The following is a 16144-nucleotide window of genomic DNA, read 5'->3' as shown; positions in this document are numbered from 1 at the left end:
CGACGAATAATTCCATTTAATTGAACATAGTTCCAAATAATGGAATTAACAAGACTTCAGGGATTGAACGTCTATGGCGAGGAACGATTAAGATGCAGCGGCCCGGTTTTTCCGATCTGAAAGATGCTGGCGTTCTGATTTCCGGCGGAGGCTCCGGTATTGGTGCGGCGCTGACTGAGGGATTTGCCCGCGCGGGCGCCCGAGTGACGTTTCTCGATATCGCCAAGGCGCCGAGCGAAGCCCTGGCAGCAAGGCTTTCGGCCGAATGCAGCCATCCGGTGAATTTCGTCCATGCCGACTTGCGCAATATCACTGAAACGAAAACAGCGATCGATGAAGCTGGGCGCAAGGCCGGTTCGTTTCGCGTGCTGGTCAACAATGCCGCATGGGACGACCGTCATGACATCGACACCGTGAATGAGGACTATTGGGACAATAATCAGGCGATCAACCTGAAACAGCTGTTTTTCGTCACGCAGGCTACCCTTCCCTATCTGCGCAAGGAAAGGGATGCGGCGATCGTCAATTTCTCATCCATTTCCTTCATGCTCAACATGGGTGATCTACCATCCTATGCGGCGGCGAAGGCTGGCATCATCGGCCTGACGAAAAGTCTCGCCGGACGGCTTGGGCCGGAAAACATTCGGGTCAATTGCATCCTACCGGGCATGATCGTGACGGAGCGGCAAAAGGAACTTTGGCTCACCGAACAATCAATCGAGGCGACAATGGGCAAGCAGTGCCTCAAGCGCGTCTTGACTGCAGAAGATATTGTCGGCCCGTGCCTTTTCCTATCTTCAAAGGCGGCAGGGGCCATTACATCACAATCTATTATCGTTGACGGAGGAATTTTCTGATGGCGCAACCCGCATTCGTAGCCGTGGACTGGGGAACCACCAGTTTCCGCATGTGGCTACTCGACAAGAGCGGAGCCATTCTTGCTGAACGACGCAGCAACGAAGGTATGACCACGGCAGCCCGCACCGGCTTCGCCGAGGTACTGAACGCACATCTGGCGGCGACGGATGCACCTGACGATATTCCAGTGCTGATATGCGGCATGGCTGGTGCGCGCCAAGGCTGGATCGAAGCCGGTTACATTGACGTACCTGCACAAATCGAAGACGTCCTGAAGGGCGCTGTTCGTATTCCCGGCGAAAGCCGGGACATTCGTATTTTGCCGGGTCTTGCCCAGCGTGCAGAAACGGCACCAGACGTTATTCGCGGTGAAGAAACCCAGCTGCTCGGCGCGTTGGCCTCCGATGAGGTCAAAAACAATTGCCTCGTCTGCATGCCGGGAACCCATTCCAAATGGGTGACCGTACAGGACGGCACTGTTGAAGGTTTCTCCACCTACATGACCGGTGAGCTTTTTGAAGTTATCGCCAAACATTCGATCCTTGCTCACGCCGTTTCGGAAGGTGAAGCAACGACGGGCGAGAACCCTGAATTTATTGCTGCTGTGCGCAAGGCCGTTGAGAACCCGCAGATGGCGACACACCATGTGTTCACTGTCCGCTCCGGTCAGCTGCTGCATGCACTGTCCGCCACCAACGCCAAGGCACGCCTCTCCGGTATTCTGATCGGTGTTGAAATTGCCGGTGCCCGTTCACAGGTATCCAGTGACACGCAGGTTGTTCTGGTCGCATCCGGCGGACTTGGCGAACTCTACAAGGCCGCATTGGCGGCTCTGGACATTTCCTACACGCTTATCGATGCCGATGCCGCAGTACGCCACGGTCTTTACGCCGCCGCTACGACCATCTGGCCGAATTTGAAAGGTTGATACCCATGCGCATTCCATTTCCATCCATAAAATATCCGCTGGTCGCCATTCTGCGTGGCCTGAAGCCGGAAGAAACCCATGATGTGGTCAGCGTTCTGATCGAAACCGGTTTTCGCGCCATCGAAATTCCGCTGAACTCGCCAGAGCCGTTCAAGTCCATCGAGATAGCTGCAAAGCTTGCCCCTGCCGATTGCCTGATCGGTGCAGGCACCGTGTTGAGCGTTGACGATGTAGAAAATCTCGACAAGGCTGGCGGCAAGCTGATGGTTAGCCCGAATGTCGACGTTGAGGTTATCACCGCCGCACGCGAAAAAGGCATGGTGACATTGCCGGGCGTGCTGACACCAACTGAAGCACTGCTGGCCGCCAAGGCCGGTGCAACCGGTCTGAATTTTTTTCCGGCCAGCATTATGGGCCCCGCCGGTATTGTTGCCATCCGTACCATTTTGCCAAAGGATCTGCTGGTTGCAGCCGTCGGCGGCGTATCGGACAAGAACTTCTCCGATTACACCAAGGCAGGCATCACAGCTTTCGGCCTTGGCACAAGCCTTTACAAGCCCGGCCTCACGGCTGCGGAAGTCAAGGAACGCGCCATCCTCACCATCAACGCCTATGACGCTGCGATCAAGGAGGCATAATGGCAACCTTACATCCGTTCACTGGTAAAGTTCTCGACGAAACTGCACTTCGGTTGGGTGAAGGCCCGACCTATGACGCAGCGACCGACACTGCATGGTGGTTCAATATTCTTGGAAAAGAGTTGCATGAATTGCACCTCGCTTCCGGCCGAAAGAGCGTTCACAAACTTCCCTTCATGGCCAGCGTTCTGGCCAAGGTGGATGATGACCGTCAGTTGATTGCATCCGAAAATGGCCTGTTCCTGCGCCAGATCGCAACCGGTGAGCTGACGCTGCACACCGATTTCGAGCCCGGAAAACCGGCAAACCGCTCCAATGATGGACGCGTGCATGCCTCAGGTGCCCTGTGGATCGGCACGATGGGTAAATCAGCTGAAGACGGCGCTGGCGGCATTTATCATGTTGCCAACGGTACTGTGACGACGTTGTTTGATAATATCAGCATCCCCAACTCCATCTGCTTTTCACCGGATGGAGCCATCGCTTACTACACCGACACAAGGGTCAACAAGCTGATGCGTGTTGCGGTTGATCCCTCGACCGGCCTGCCGCTGGAGAAACCATCCGTTCTGGTTGACGCAAGCGATGACGATGCCGGTATAGATGGATCGGTATGCGACAAGAACGGCGATATCTGGAACGCCAAATGGGGTGCCGGGCGCGTTGCCCGTTACAACGCCAATGGACAGTTGCTTGAACAGTATTCCGTACCGGGTCTGCAAACCACATGCCCGGCGTTCATCGGCAAGACTGCAAATCGGCTCCTGGTCACGTCAGCTTTTGATGGCATGGCGGATGCAGGTCTGTCGCCTGATGCCCTGCAGGGTGCAACATTCGATCTCGGTATCGACGTGAATGGCGTTCAAGACTTCGCGTATCGGCTCGCCTAAAAGAAATGAGCGGTGGAAACAGTTCCGCCGCTCAAATTCTGATTTAACCCGGACGTTTTCAGGCGCCCACTGGTGCCAAATCGCGGAAATTGTCGCGCAGATAACGTAGTGTTGCATTGGCATCTGCTGGGCGGCCAAAGAAAAAGCCCTGCCCCATTTCGCAACCAAGCCCACGCAGTTTTTCAGACTCGTTGCGGTTCTCAATCCCTTCAGCAACGACCTCGAGATCAAGACCATCACACATGGCGACGATTGCCTTGACGATGTGTTCCGACGGGCGATCCGTTGAAATGCGCGACACGAAGGCACGGTCGATTTTGACCTTGTCAAAGGTGAAGTCCCGCAGGCGGCCAAGGCTCGACTGACCCGTGCCAAAATCATCCAGTGAAATACGCACACCGGCCTGCTTGAGGTCCGAAATAATTTTGGTCGCCGTTTCCGCAGAGGTCATGACGGCGGTTTCGGTAATTTCCAGTTCCAACCGGCTGGGATCGAAACCCGCGCGGCCAAGGATGGAGAGAATATTGTCTGCAGTGCCCGGATCCATCAATTGTGCCGAAGACAGGTTGAACGACAGGAACAGGTCGCGTGGCCAGGAGAGTGCAGCCTCAATTGCCTTGCGCAGCAGCGTTTCCGACAGTGCATCGATAAACCCGCGTTCTTCCGCCAGTGGCACAAACACGGCTGGAGATACAAAACCGAGATCAGGATCGTGCCAACGCGCCAAGGCTTCAAAGCCAATGACCATTTCATCGGTCAGGCGAACGATAGGCTGGAAATGAACTTCAACGGCATCGGTGATAATGGCATTACGCAACGCCTGTTCCAGCTGCGTCGCCCGCTTCATTTCCTGCGCAATTTCGCTGGAATAGACTGTAATCTGCCCGCGACCACGGCGTTTGGAACGATACAAGGCAGTTTCGGCGCTTTTCAGCAGATCTTCGAATTCCTGCCCCGCGAAGGGATAGACGGCAAAACCGAAGGACGACGACAGACGCACATTTCGGTCCCCTAGATCATAAGGCGCCGACAACACATCCTTGATCATATGACCAATGCGTTCGGCGCCTGTACGCTCGAAGACAAGTGGTAAAATGAATGCAAATTCATCGCCCTCGTGGCGGGTAACGGTCGCACCATCGGGGATACAGGCTTTCAGGCGATGGGCGACCTGGCACAAAATTTCGTCACCGGCAGCCGCACCAAACAAGTCATTTATTGGCTTGAAGCCGTCAATATTGGCAATACCGATGGTAAAGGGAGCAGGATCATTGGCGCGTTCCGCAGCTAGCTGACGCACCTTGTCTCGCAGGCGATAGCGATTTCCAAGACCGGTCAATGGGTCACTATAGGCCATGGCCTGCAACTCATGCTGACTGATCTGCGGGTAGTTTGCTTCCGCCGACTTCATGTTCGCGTCCTAAGAAATCTGCAACGATTTAGCGCACAATGATGGCTATGTCTTAAGAAACATATAGCGTATATTTAACAATGGTTAAATACCGACGATTATCGATGGCCCGTACTTGGCCGACCGTCATACACTCATATCGCTATGCGTAGCGGTGTTGCTGGATGGCAGAAATCGTCTGAGAACGGTTTCAATCATGTCCGGGCTGACCGGCTTGAGAATCATATCATCCATGCCGGCATCAAGGCACGCTCGGCGATCACCATCAAAAGCATGGGCGATCACACCGATCAGCGGGATCTTCTTACTATCGCCTTCGGCGGAGCGAATACGTCTTGCCAATTCAAACCCGTCAAAGTCAGGCAATGTCGCATCAACCAGCACCAATGACGGTGAATGGGCGTCGATCATCCGCAATGCCTCTTCACCGGAGCCCGCGACCTTGTAGCCGACATTCAGGCTTTCGAGGATCTGTGAAAAAACGATCTTGTTGACTTCGTTGTCCTCGACGACAAGCACATCTATAACCGACGTCTGGGTCTTGGGGCGAGCAGTCTTGATGGCATTGTCCGCTGCGGTTTCCTTGACGCTGGATAATGTGTTGGCCTGCGATGTCGTGGCCAAGAAGTTATAGATATGGCGGACAAGGTCTTGCTGGATCTGGAACGCATCCAGTGTCAGCACCGACAGCCCATATTGCTTGGCAATATCAAGGCTGGCGTGGCTCATGTTGGAATCAACAACCACGAGATCGATTGCCACACCTGATGATGTCGCGACATCAAGGAAGGTCACCTGCTCGTCAAAACTACTGGCTGCCGCATAATCCGCTTCGACACAGGCAAAGACGTGCGAGGCATTATCCCGCACGCCCTGATCTGGCGACACGAAAAGAATGCGGCATCCCTTCAGGCGGGCGGCGAAATCCGGCTCCTCGCGCTTCTCAACCGGCCTGCCCTTATGCGATGTTTTGACGAAGGGCAGGTGCCTCATTCCCGGCAGAACCGGTTCACCGGTTTCATCGGTCACGGACAGAGCCGTGACATCTTCCATTGTTGTGACCAGGAAATAACGGCCGGGTTTGCCCACACGCTGCTTGCGCGTGATCAGCAATGCATGTTCGCCGTCAATTTTGGTAAGGTGTTCGGGAATCGTACTGCTTTGGCCGGTCTCCAGAATCCGGCGATCCATCGCATCGATCCGGCTTGCCAGTTCATGACTGTGAATATCAAAAACCGTGCGGCCCAGCATTGCTTCCGGGCCGACTTCCATCATATCGCAGGTCGCCTTGTTGACGGCGACATAGGTCAGGTTGCGGTCCTTGACGACGACCGGGAACGGAATGTTGTCCAGTATTTCCTCGGTCAACTGCAACCGCTCGAGATCAGCGCGCCATTGCTCCTCGCGCTTCTTTTGTTCGGAGACATCTGTGATCACACACATTCCGATGCCGGATGGCAGCCGTTTCTTGACGTAACGATACCAGCGGTCGCTACCGCGTTTTTCAAGATGTTCGGATTTTTCTTTCCAGTGGGCGGCAAGCCGTTCGGCGATCCATTCCTCGCGGCTGCTTTTGCGGCCTGAAGCGATATTCTGACTGGAAACGTCCTCACAGTCGTAACGTGTATTCAGGAAGTCCCGCAGGCGCATACCAACGAAAACACGTTCTCCAAGCGATGGCAGATAATTGGTAATGTGGCGACTGACGAAGGTAATGATGTCGTTTTTGTCATACACAATGACGGCGGTCATCAGTGCATCACACACGGTTTCCAGCAGTGATATTTGGATGTCTACGTCTTGCGACGTCACATCAGTCATTGCTGCTCCCCACGCCTATCCTCCAGCCACAAGGGCATTCCGAAAATTGATAAAACAACTGATGTCGAGCACGGGGCCGTTACTGTTGCAATCGCTGAGAAAACATACCGGGCAGACCTTGAAACAAAGCACATATTACAAATTGGCGACCCTCCGGTTGGCCACCCAATGCTTTGACGGAATTACTATCCCGTAATCATTTCAAGTCTTTGCGAGATTACAGTTTTTGTCTTAAGCGTTGCTTAATGGCCGGGTTTCATCCGTGAATAAGGCGCGGAAAACATACGATTTCTCTTTTCCCATCACAACAAATCCACGACAATAGAATCATGTCCATAAAACAGCTTTCAGAAACGCTCATCAACCAGATCGCCGCTGGCGAGGTTATCGAACGACCGTCCAGCGCGGCCAAGGAATTGATAGAAAATGCTATCGATGCCGGTGCGACGCGTATCGAAGTTGCGACATCCGGTGGCGGCAAAAGCCTCATTCGCATTACCGACAACGGCACTGGCATGAGCCCTGACGATCTGGCGCTCGCCATCAAGCGGCATTGCACCTCCAAGATCTCGCAGACACTGGACGATATACGTACACTCGGCTTTCGTGGCGAGGCACTGCCATCGATCGGTTCGGTGGCAAAGTTGACTATTACAAGCCGCCAGCATGGCTCGGAACAAGGCTCCGTCGTTGCCGTAACTGGCGGTAAAGTGGCAGATGTCCGTCCTGCAGCCGCCAATGTCGGCACCGTCGTTGAAGTGCGTGACCTGTTTTTTGCGACCCCTGCCCGTCTGAAATTTCTCAAAAGCGAGCGTGCGGAGACGGCTGCGATTACTGAAACCGTCAAACGCATGGCGATTGCCTTCCCGAATATCCGCTTTGTCCTTTCAGGTACGGACCGGTCCACGTTGGAACTGCCCGCGACTGGCAGCGATGCGCTTGCACGCATGGGCCAGATCCTAGGTGTGGAATTCCGGGACAACGCGATTGCAATCGATGCGGCACGTGAGGATGTTGCGCTGTCCGGTTATGCCGGTGTGCCGACCTTCAACCGCGGGAACTCCGCCCATCAGTACATGTTCGTGAATGGGCGGCCGGTTCAGGACAAATTGCTGCTGTCTGCCATTCGCGGTGCCTATGCCGAGACCATCCCGCATGGCCGTTATCCGGTTGCGGTGCTCTCATTGACGCTCGATCCGGCACTGGTGGACGTCAACGTGCATCCGGCCAAGTCCGATGTGCGGTTCCGTGATCCCGGACTTGTTCGTGGCCTCATCGTCGGTGCGATCCGTGAGGCGCTTTCGCGCGAAGGTGACCGCGCCTCGACAACGGCGACCAGCGGCATGATGAATGCGTTCCGTCAGGGTTTCCAAGCCGCTCCGGCAGCCAGAGCGCAGGCGGCAACCGCGTGGAGTGCTGCTGCATCACCATCCCGTCCCTTTTCCTATCCGCCATCCGCTGGCTTTGCAGAGAACACGCAAGCCGAGTTTCTGGACGTCACAGCACCTGCAGCCCGGCAGGAAACAGCAACGGTTTTTGCCGAGCAGCCAACTGAAAGCCTATCGAGCGCGCAGTACCCACTCGGTGCAGCCCGCGCGCAAATTCACGAAAATTACATTGTTGCACAAACCGACGACGGACTGGTGATAGTTGATCAGCATGCGGCGCATGAACGTCTGGTGTTTGAAGAAATGCGCAAGGCGCTGCATTCACGGCGCCCGCCATCGCAGGTGTTGTTGATTCCTGAAATCATCGATCTTCCGGAAGAAGATTGTGACCGGCTGATGGAGCATGCCGAAGGTTTCGACGCTTTGGGGCTGGCAATTGAACGTTTCGGCCCCGGTGCAATTGCAGTGCGCGAAACACCTGCCATGCTCGGCAAGGTCGATGCTCAAGGCTTGGTGCGCCAGTTGGCGGATGAAATTGCCGAATGGGACACTGCATCAACGCTGAACGGTAAGCTGGAGTATGTGGCGGCCACAATGGCGTGCCACGGTTCTGTCCGTTCCGGTCGTCGTTTGCGGCCAGAAGAAATGAATGCGCTTTTGCGACAGATGGAAAACACTCCAGGCTCTGGCCAGTGTAACCATGGGCGGCCTACTTACATCGAACTGAAACTGTCCGATATTGAGCGGTTATTCGGCCGAAGCTGATGCTAAATGCTGGTATTTCATACCTGCAACGATTATTGGATAGAGATGATCGGACCTGCAATTGGCAGTGCTTGACCTCACGAAATTGAATGGAGACAGCGGATGAACCGGTTTGAAGGCAGCGGCAGCCGCGAAGCCAAAATCAAATATCTGGATGGTGATTTTCAGATCGTCACCAATGGATCTTATGTGACCTGCGCCATGACAGGGCAGCAGATCCCCGTCGATGAACTGCGTTACTGGAGCGTTGCGCGACAGGAACCGTATGTCGATGCCGCTGCATCGCTGGAAGCAGACAAGATTGCAGGCATTTTGCCGAACCAGAAGCGCCCGACGGCCTGATTATCGTCAGTTGCCCTTGAGCACACGCGTGCGGCAGTTCTCGATTGCCGCATGAATGATATCGGAAGCCGTGTTTGGGTCATCAAACACCATTTCGATTTCAATGACTTGGCTCCGCTGCAGCAACTCTTCTGCCTTGCCGTGAACACCCTTCAAACGCACGAAGTCCTTGGCGGTCGTGACCAGTTGCAGCTGCTGTTTGTCAGCGAGCGCCAGCAGATCGGAAATCTCATCCTCTTCGAACGTATGGTGATCGCTGAACGAGCGACGCTCGACGATATTGCCACCGAGACTTTCGACCGTTCTGTAAAATTTATCGGGATCAGCAATGCCGGCATAGGCCAGCACCCGTTTGCCGACAAAATCTGGGGGCACGACCGGCTGAATGGCAGAGACATAGATTGTCTTGCCCGCCCTCGCCGCTTTGCGAACCAGCGGGTCGGCGGCGTCACCAGCGCCAACCTTGAGAATGGCGGAAAGCTGCTGCATCTGTTCCTGGATTGGCGCACGCACCGGCCCTGATGGCACAAGGCAACCATTGCCAATGCCGCGCACGCTATCGATCACCACAAGCGCATAATCCAGCGTCAGACGAGCGCTTTGAAAACCATCATCCATGATGATGAGATCGGCGCCTGCCTCCACCAGACGACGTGCACCTTCGATTCGCCGCCGTGAGATGACCGTCATGGCGTGGCTGACCAGCAAAAGCGGTTCGTCACCGACATCGGCGGCGCGATGATGCGGCTCTACCAACGTCGTGACATCCAGCGTTCCACCGTATCCACGGCTGAGGAAGCCAGGTTTCAACCCGTTTTCGACCGCAGCTTTGGCAATTGCAATCGCAGTTGGCGTCTTGCCGGCACCACCGACGGTAAAGTTACCGATGCAGATCACCGGAACAGGCACGGATGGCCGGTTCTCACGGCGCATTCTTTTGCCCGCAATCCAGCCGTAAACCCATGAAACGGGTTTGAGTGCATATGCCTGCCAGCCCGGTTTTTTCCACCAGAAAGGCGGCGCTTCCGAAATCATCTCTCGCTCCTGCCGAATACGCTGTCTGCCAATATCCGATTGAAACGATAAAATATACTAAAGTGGCAAAACGTTAGCCCGGCTTACTGTTTAAAGCGGGTTAGATTGCAGCCCGTTGCGGCAAAAGCGGCTCTAGCGCGGTGATATCGGACAGGCAATAGTCGCTGTCGTCACTGAGGCTTTGCGGCGAGCCGGTTCCGGTGAGAACGGCAACCTTCAAGGCCGCCCCGGCGCTCTTTGCCATATGCAGATCATGATTATTGTCACCGACCACGGCAACCTGCGAAGGCGACAGTTTTACCGCCTCACAGAAACCGAGCACCATACCCGGCTGTGGTTTGGTACCAAATCCACTGTCATAACCGGCAATAAAATCAATGTGCTCTTCAAAACCGAAACGGCGCGCCGTTTCACGGATCGAGCGCTCATTGTCGCTGGACGCGATACCGATGCGATAACCGCGTTGGCGCAGGCGCACGAAAAAAGCCCGCAGATCCGTGACCGGAACGGAATGGGCAGCGGCTTCGGTAAATAGCGTGTCCAGACGTTTCGTCAGTTCTTCCTGATCGCAAGGGGAACCAGCAGCGACCAGACCGGCCGCGATCTCCTGCGTATTGCCGGCCGCCAGCAAGCTATCCGGCATGACCTTTCCGCTGACTGGGTCCATGCCGCATGCCAACAGCAGCCTGTCTGCCAGTTCAGGATCGTCCATTGAGGCAATGCGGGCCAGTTCCCGGTTTACCGGGCCCCAGCTTGCGTCATAACCCAACAGGGTTCCGTCCTTGTCGAAGAGGATACCGGCAATCGACTGTGTGTCTTTATTCACGGGAAAGCACCAATTTTAAAACATGTTACCGGAAACCCGACAGCTGTCCCGCTGTCAGGCCACGGCACATCATCATGATGGAAAGCAATGTGGATAGACAGGCTTCGATGCGACATGCTTTGGTGGATATCAACCGGCAGCCACATTTCTTGGCATCAGCTTTGCAGTCACGGTCAGCGGTGCGATGTAGGGTTCAAGTCCCTTAATCGTCGAGGACAAGGCGCCACGCATTTCCTGAATGACCCGGTCGCCCGCATCCATCATCTTGTAACGCTCGTTGTCGTTGACCATCAGATAATGAACGGCCTTGGCCAACATTTCGACGTCACGAATGATACGTCCGCCACCGGCCCGCAGCAGCTTCTGATAGGCCTCACGGAAATTCTGCACATGTGCACCGGACAGCACTGCGCAACCGAGCATGGCCGGTTCCAGCGGGTTCTGGCCACCCTCACCGGTCATCGAGCGACCGACAAAGGCGATTTCTGTCAAACGAAGATAAAGCCCCATCTCGCCAATGCTGTCACCGAGGAATACATCCGTTTCCGGCGCAATGACATCGTTGCGGCTGCGACGGGCAACAACCAGACCCATTTCCTTCAGCTGCGCTTCAATGGCGTCGGCACGGTCGGGGTGGCGCGGAACGATAATCGACAGCTGACCGTTGCGCGCCTTGATGGCGTTATGAACGGTGCCGGCAATCTTCTCTTCGCCTTCAAAGGTCGAGATGGCCGCCCATGTCTTGCGGGTGCCAATCTGCTGACGATACCGATCCAACAGTTCCTGATCCACTGGCGGCGGATCCGTGTCGCCCTTGAGGTTACCTGAAGTCATCACCGGCCAGGCGCCCAGATCACGGAAGCGTTCGGCATCGAGATCCGACTGCGCGATAACCAATGACATCTTGTTGAAAATGGTTTCGGCAAAATCGGCATGCGATTGCCACCGGGCGAAGGAACGGTCCGACATGCGGGCATTGACGCGGATTTGCGGAATGTGGGCCTGTTCCAGTTCCATCATCGTCACCGGCCAGACCTCAGACTCCGCCGTGATGGCTGCATCCGGATGCCAATAGCTGATGAAACGTTTTACCGCGATTTTGATATCAAGCGGCACATATTGGTGAATGACGTCACTACCAAGTCTGGAGCGGCACAGCTCTGCCGACGTCACGGTTCCGGTTGTCAGCAGCACATGAATTTCGCGTTTGCGGATTTCGCGGATCAACGGAATAAGCGCCATTGTTTCGCCGACGCTTGCGGCATGAAACCAGATGAGCGGGCCTCTAGGGCGCTCTACGCTGGCATAACCGAAGCGCTCCAGCTTTCGGCTTCGGTCTTCCTTACCCTTGATCGCACGATAGGTAAGGTAAGGACCGGCAAATGGATAGGCTGCCATGCCTGCCAACCGGTAACCGGAAAGTGCCACCCGCGCAATTCGGCTTTTCATGACGGTATGCCTTCAATCCGTGCGCCCAATGGTGCCATCCCCTTGTCAGGTGTTTTCTTGAACTTTCTGTCTTATCGAAATGCGTCAATAATTGAGCCGACGTGAATCTTTTTGTTCATTTGCGGCAAAAAACTTTGGATGCGGCACGGATGTTTTTACACCCATGCCGTGCGATTCTACGATATATATTATAGCATAAATCGGGGTCTTTAAGTCTAAACCCGGTTATTTCGTGGTTTGTGGATCAAGAAGTCTGTGCATATGCACTATAAAGTAGCGCATGTGAGCGTTATCCACAGTCTGCTGCGCCTTTGCTTTCCAAGCTGTCAGTGCAGAGGCATAGTCCGGGAAGATACCAACGATATCCAACCCGTTCAAATCCCGGAATTGCACGTCTTCAAGACTTTCAAGCTCGCCGCCAAAAACGAGGTGCAGAAGTTGTTTTTTTTCACTGGATTCGGTCATTTTCTTTTATCTCTTGCCATGTGATCTGGTCCCTTTCCTGTGCGGGATTTCCGCCAAAAGGTCAACCATTACCTGACTTCACAAAGCGTTCAGAAGACCGCCAAGCGCTCCTTCGCTGGCTGCACATAATGACGGATGACTGACCACCGGCTTGTTGTAAACGATTGGTGAACCATCAAGGTTCACAAGGCGACCGCCGGCACATTGCAGGATAAGATCTGCTGCGGCCAAATCCCAGTCATGTGAACCTGTGCGTACCAGCGTTCCATCGATACGGCCATCGGCCACCATCGCCAGACGATAGGCGAGCGACGGCACATGTTTTATGCGATTGATGATCTGAGCGGTGTTTTTCTGCAGATCCGCCACGACATCTTCCGGGGCTGCAATATTGAGCACCGAGGACGGAAATGACACAGTAATCGCCTGCCCGTTTCTTTGGGCGACACCACCTTTAACAGCCAGAAATTCTTCCCCGAGCGCCGGTGCAACAAGAACGCCTGCGACCGGCAACCCGTCGTGGACGACAGCGACGCTGACGCACCATGTGGCGAGACCAGAGATAAAGGCCCGTGTGCCGTCGACAGGGTCGACAACAAACGCTGTCTTGCGGCTCAGCCGATCATGACCGTCTTCGGTTTCTTCCGAAAGCCAGCCATACTCTGGCCGAGCTGTGCGAAGAACCTTTTCCAGAACAGCATTCGCCGCATAATCCGCCGCACTGACGGGAGAGCGGCCTTCATTCTTCCACCAGACCTCAGGCTTATTACCGAAGTAACCGAACGCGACCTCACCTGCCTGCCTTGCCGCAGCAAGAATAAGGTCGAGATCGGCCTGCCAGTTGTTTTGCTCTGCCGTCATTGTTTAATCGCTATCTGCTTTGCCGGATCAGCGGCCGGCAAGCGTCATGCCCTCAATGGCCAAAGTGGGCGCTGCCACGCCGTATTTGCGGTCGACATCATTGGCCGGAGTGACACGCATGAACATGTCCTTCAGATTGGACGCAATCGTCACTTCCGATACCGGGAACGACAATTTGCCATTTTCAATCCAGAAGCCGGTTGCTCCACGGCTGTATTCACCCGTGATCATATTGACGCCCTGACCGATCAGTTCTGTCACGTAAAAACCGTTGCCGACGCTTGCGATCAGCTCTTCCGGCGAAACGTCACCCGGTTCCAGCGCCAGATTGGTCGAGGCAGGGCTAACTGTGGTGCCACCACGAACGCCGCGCCCGTTGGTCTCGAAACCGCCAATTTCCTTGGCTGCCGATGTGGACAAGAACCAGTGCTTCAACACACCGTCCTCGATCATGACAAGACGTTCGCCCCGGACACCTTCACCATCGAATGGACGGGAAGACGAACCACGCACGATTTGCGGATCATCGGTAATAGACAGGCCGCTTTTCAGAACCTGCTGTCCCATCTTGTCACGCAAGAAGCTGGTCTTCCTGGCAACTGAAGCACCATTGATGGCACCGGCGATATGACCGACGAAACCACGCGCCACGCGTGGATCAAAGACAACGGTAACGTTTTTACCCGTATCGACCTGACGCGGGTTCAGGCGTTCAACCACCCGTTCACCGGCACGACGACCAATGTCCTGCGCACTGTCGAGATCGGAAAAATACAGGCGGCTGTCGAAATCATAGTCGCGCTCCATCTTCGTGCCTTCGCCAGCGATAACACTGACGGAACGGCTGAAACGGCTGCCCATGTAGCTTCCAGCAAACCCGTGCGAAGTGACAAGCACAAGACCACCCATGCCGGTAGAGGCGCCGGCGCCGGATGAATTGGAAACACCCTCCACTGCGAGAGCGGCCTCTTCCATGGCCAGGGCTGCTTCCTGCAAGGCAGCAGATGACACTTCGGTCGGATCGAAAAGATCAAGATCATCATATTGACCAGCAAGGTGTGCTTCGTCCGCCAGGCAGGCGAAGGGATCTTCTGGTGAAACCTTTGCCATGGCGACAGCACGCTCGGCCAAGGTTTTCAGGTCGAAGCCCGGATTGGCAGAAACACTTGCGACCCGGTTGCCGACAAAAACACGCAGGGCGAAATCATCGCTTTCCGAGGACTCGGTATTTTCAACCTTGCCAAGACGCACGCCAACAGAATGGGAGCGGGAACGAACTACAACAGCGTCGGCCTTATCCGCACCTGCCTGTTTTGCAAGGTCCACCAACTGGCTTGCGCGATCAATGAGAGCGGAGGAATTGATTTCAGAGGACATTATTTCGCCTTTCGTTACGCTCCATTTATTGACCGGTGCGCCTATCATCAAGGGTAAAGGGAGAACTGGGTCGCAAAATCAGGCAAAGAACTGAAGCTACTTTCAAAGCTCGCACAGATTTGACGGGATTAAATTCGCCCTTCCCGACGGCGATGGTACAATTCGATCTGCGTTTCGATCTGCCGTTTGAGATCGTCCTTCACGGACGCCGTTTCTGCCAGAACCTCTTCAGCTTTCATAAAATCCATGACGCGGAAACGGTTTACCGGTGGACGCAGGAAGATATGTGGCGGATTGAGCTTCAATTTTGCAGCAATGGCAGAATGCATCATCAACTGGCTTGCACCGAACAAGCTATCGATACGGCTGGGAATTGTGGTGCCGTCACCTTCCGGTCCGCCCACCACATCGACGCCGATCACAATATCGGCATCATCGAGAAGCGGTTCATAGGGAACGGGATTAAAGATACCGCCGTCGATCATCACCCGACCGTTAACCCGGACCGGCATGAACAGAGCCGGGATAGCTGATGATGCAGCAAGCGCCGTGCAAATGTCGCCCTCTGTTACCACAGCCTCGCACTGGCCGTAATAATCCGTCGTCACCACCTTCAACGGGGTTGGCAACTTGTCGAATGTCTTCGGAATCGCCTGGGGCAGCAGTGCATCAAGGATAAGTTCCAGATTAAACTGGCCGAGACGAAAACCATCGACGGGATGGCGCATGGTGGCGGGCCCGAGGCTCCACAGACGGTTTGCCACACTGCCTTTTTTGCCCATCAGGTCGATCGTATAATTGCGGATATCCGCGCCGGTCATTCCGGCGGCATAACCAGCACCAAAAATCGAGCCGATTGAGGCACCGGCCACGGCGACTGGCTTCAAGCCAAGCTCATCCAGGGCTTCGATGACGTTGATGTGACAGATGCCGCGCGCGCCACCGCCGCCGAGGGCAATGGCAAATCGTGGTTCGCTATGGGTAAGTGCTGGTTGCGAAGGTGTGTCCTGCATTTCGAGAGCGTCCTTCACAACAGCCATTACATTCCCTGTTTTCTCGTCAGAGTGAAGACATCTTCAGGGACATTGCG

15 protein-coding genes are annotated in these 16144 nt (G+C 55.0%); 6 read left to right on the top strand and 9 right to left on the bottom strand.

Annotation, left to right across the window (positions count from 1 at the left end; genetic code table 11):
• Window positions 1–92 precede the first annotated feature (92 nt).
• Genes HGO37_RS13170 through HGO37_RS13155 form a run of 4 tightly spaced genes read left to right on the top strand, consistent with a single transcriptional unit; the run spans window position 93 to window position 3314 of the window.
• Complete coding sequence (locus tag HGO37_RS13170) at window positions 93–857, top strand: SDR family NAD(P)-dependent oxidoreductase (RefSeq protein WP_250983655.1); 765 nt, start codon at window positions 93–95, stop codon at window positions 855–857.
• A complete protein-coding gene (locus HGO37_RS13165) occupies window positions 857–1786 on the top strand; it encodes a 2-dehydro-3-deoxygalactonokinase (protein WP_250983654.1) in 930 nt (309 codons plus the stop codon). The genes HGO37_RS13170 and HGO37_RS13165 overlap by 1 nt, the downstream gene beginning before the upstream one ends.
• A gap of 5 nt (window positions 1787–1791) precedes the next feature.
• Window positions 1792–2424 carry a 2-dehydro-3-deoxy-6-phosphogalactonate aldolase gene (locus tag HGO37_RS13160; RefSeq protein WP_250983653.1) on the top strand — a complete coding sequence of 211 codons (633 nt, stop codon included), beginning with the start codon at window positions 1792–1794 and terminating at the stop codon, window positions 2422–2424.
• Window positions 2424–3314, top strand: a complete 891-nt coding sequence (locus HGO37_RS13155; RefSeq protein ID WP_250983652.1) for an SMP-30/gluconolactonase/LRE family protein — start codon at window positions 2424–2426, stop codon at window positions 3312–3314. Before HGO37_RS13160 ends, HGO37_RS13155 begins: the two co-directional genes overlap by 1 nt.
• Window positions 3315–3372: 58 nt before the next feature.
• On the opposite strand, the gene HGO37_RS13150 is transcribed toward HGO37_RS13155, so the two are convergent.
• Window positions 3373–4725, bottom strand: a complete 1353-nt coding sequence (locus HGO37_RS13150) for a putative bifunctional diguanylate cyclase/phosphodiesterase (protein WP_250983651.1) — start codon at window positions 4723–4725, stop codon at window positions 3373–3375.
• 126 nt (window positions 4726–4851) lie between these two features.
• Window positions 4852–6546 (bottom strand): response regulator, encoded by a 1695-nt coding sequence (locus HGO37_RS13145; RefSeq protein ID WP_250983650.1) that lies wholly within the window; start codon window positions 6544–6546, stop codon window positions 4852–4854.
• A 329-nt stretch (window positions 6547–6875) separates the two neighbouring features.
• Between HGO37_RS13145 and mutL the strand changes: the two genes are divergently transcribed.
• Both mutL and HGO37_RS13135 read left to right on the top strand, forming a co-directional pair.
• Window positions 6876–8699, top strand: a complete 1824-nt coding sequence (gene mutL / locus HGO37_RS13140; protein WP_250983649.1) for a DNA mismatch repair endonuclease MutL — start codon at window positions 6876–6878, stop codon at window positions 8697–8699.
• Window positions 8700–8801: 102 nt separating this feature from the next.
• Window positions 8802–9041 carry a DUF2093 domain-containing protein gene (locus HGO37_RS13135; RefSeq protein ID WP_192487100.1) on the top strand — a complete coding sequence of 80 codons (240 nt, stop codon included), beginning with the start codon at window positions 8802–8804 and terminating at the stop codon, window positions 9039–9041.
• Window positions 9042–9047: 6 nt separating this feature from the next.
• Here HGO37_RS13135 and lpxK read toward each other — a convergent pair whose 3' ends face one another.
• The 7 genes from lpxK to HGO37_RS13100 all read right to left on the bottom strand — a co-directional run bounded on the left by lpxK (window position 9048) and on the right by HGO37_RS13100 (window position 16094).
• The gene (gene lpxK / locus HGO37_RS13130; protein ID WP_250983648.1) at window positions 9048–10076 is read right to left on the bottom strand and encodes a tetraacyldisaccharide 4'-kinase; all 1029 of its coding nucleotides are present in this window, start codon (window positions 10074–10076) and stop codon (window positions 9048–9050) included.
• Between the two features lie 100 nt (window positions 10077–10176).
• The gene (locus tag HGO37_RS13125; protein ID WP_250983647.1) at window positions 10177–10902 is read right to left on the bottom strand and encodes an HAD family hydrolase; all 726 of its coding nucleotides are present in this window, start codon (window positions 10900–10902) and stop codon (window positions 10177–10179) included.
• A gap of 129 nt (window positions 10903–11031) precedes the next feature.
• Window positions 11032–12351, bottom strand: a complete 1320-nt coding sequence (waaA, locus tag HGO37_RS13120; protein ID WP_250983646.1) for a lipid IV(A) 3-deoxy-D-manno-octulosonic acid transferase — start codon at window positions 12349–12351, stop codon at window positions 11032–11034.
• A 225-nt stretch (window positions 12352–12576) separates the two neighbouring features.
• Window positions 12577–12816 (bottom strand): DUF4170 domain-containing protein, encoded by a 240-nt coding sequence (locus HGO37_RS13115; RefSeq protein WP_192487097.1) that lies wholly within the window; start codon window positions 12814–12816, stop codon window positions 12577–12579.
• A gap of 78 nt (window positions 12817–12894) precedes the next feature.
• Window positions 12895–13677, bottom strand: coding sequence for a 3'(2'),5'-bisphosphate nucleotidase CysQ (locus tag HGO37_RS13110; protein WP_250983645.1), 783 nt, complete (start codon window positions 13675–13677; stop codon window positions 12895–12897).
• A gap of 27 nt (window positions 13678–13704) precedes the next feature.
• On the bottom strand, window positions 13705–15054 hold the full coding sequence (locus HGO37_RS13105; protein WP_250983644.1) for a TldD/PmbA family protein: 1350 nt from the start codon (window positions 15052–15054) through the stop codon (window positions 13705–13707).
• 128 nt (window positions 15055–15182) lie between these two features.
• On the bottom strand, window positions 15183–16094 hold the full coding sequence (locus HGO37_RS13100) for a patatin-like phospholipase family protein (protein WP_502941417.1): 912 nt from the start codon (window positions 16092–16094) through the stop codon (window positions 15183–15185).
• Window positions 16095–16144: the final 50 nt, after the last annotated feature.

Source organism: Rhizobium sp. CG4 (assembly GCF_023701965.1).
Taxonomy (GTDB): domain Bacteria; phylum Pseudomonadota; class Alphaproteobacteria; order Rhizobiales; family Rhizobiaceae; genus Agrobacterium.
This window is presented reverse-complemented; position numbering and strand designations above follow the sequence as displayed.

Coding starts and splice junctions, on each gene's coding strand:
- HGO37_RS13155 (WP_250983652.1), top strand. CDS start 2,424: ATGGCAACCTTACATCCGTTCACTGGTAAAGTTCTCGACGAAACTGCA.
- waaA (WP_250983646.1), bottom strand. CDS start 12,351: ATGAAAAGCCGAATTGCGCGGGTGGCACTTTCCGGTTACCGGTTGGCA.
- HGO37_RS13165 (WP_250983654.1), top strand. CDS start 857: ATGGCGCAACCCGCATTCGTAGCCGTGGACTGGGGAACCACCAGTTTC.
- mutL (WP_250983649.1), top strand. CDS start 6,876: ATGTCCATAAAACAGCTTTCAGAAACGCTCATCAACCAGATCGCCGCT.
- HGO37_RS13100 (WP_502941417.1), bottom strand. CDS start 16,094: ATGGCTGTTGTGAAGGACGCTCTCGAAATGCAGGACACACCTTCGCAA.
- lpxK (WP_250983648.1), bottom strand. CDS start 10,076: ATGATTTCGGAAGCGCCGCCTTTCTGGTGGAAAAAACCGGGCTGGCAG.
- HGO37_RS13105 (WP_250983644.1), bottom strand. CDS start 15,054: ATGTCCTCTGAAATCAATTCCTCCGCTCTCATTGATCGCGCAAGCCAG.
- HGO37_RS13115 (WP_192487097.1), bottom strand. CDS start 12,816: ATGACCGAATCCAGTGAAAAAAAACAACTTCTGCACCTCGTTTTTGGC.
- HGO37_RS13110 (WP_250983645.1), bottom strand. CDS start 13,677: ATGACGGCAGAGCAAAACAACTGGCAGGCCGATCTCGACCTTATTCTT.
- HGO37_RS13160 (WP_250983653.1), top strand. CDS start 1,792: ATGCGCATTCCATTTCCATCCATAAAATATCCGCTGGTCGCCATTCTG.
- HGO37_RS13135 (WP_192487100.1), top strand. CDS start 8,802: ATGAACCGGTTTGAAGGCAGCGGCAGCCGCGAAGCCAAAATCAAATAT.
- HGO37_RS13145 (WP_250983650.1), bottom strand. CDS start 6,546: ATGACTGATGTGACGTCGCAAGACGTAGACATCCAAATATCACTGCTG.
- HGO37_RS13150 (WP_250983651.1), bottom strand. CDS start 4,725: ATGAAGTCGGCGGAAGCAAACTACCCGCAGATCAGTCAGCATGAGTTG.
- HGO37_RS13170 (WP_250983655.1), top strand. CDS start 93: ATGCAGCGGCCCGGTTTTTCCGATCTGAAAGATGCTGGCGTTCTGATT.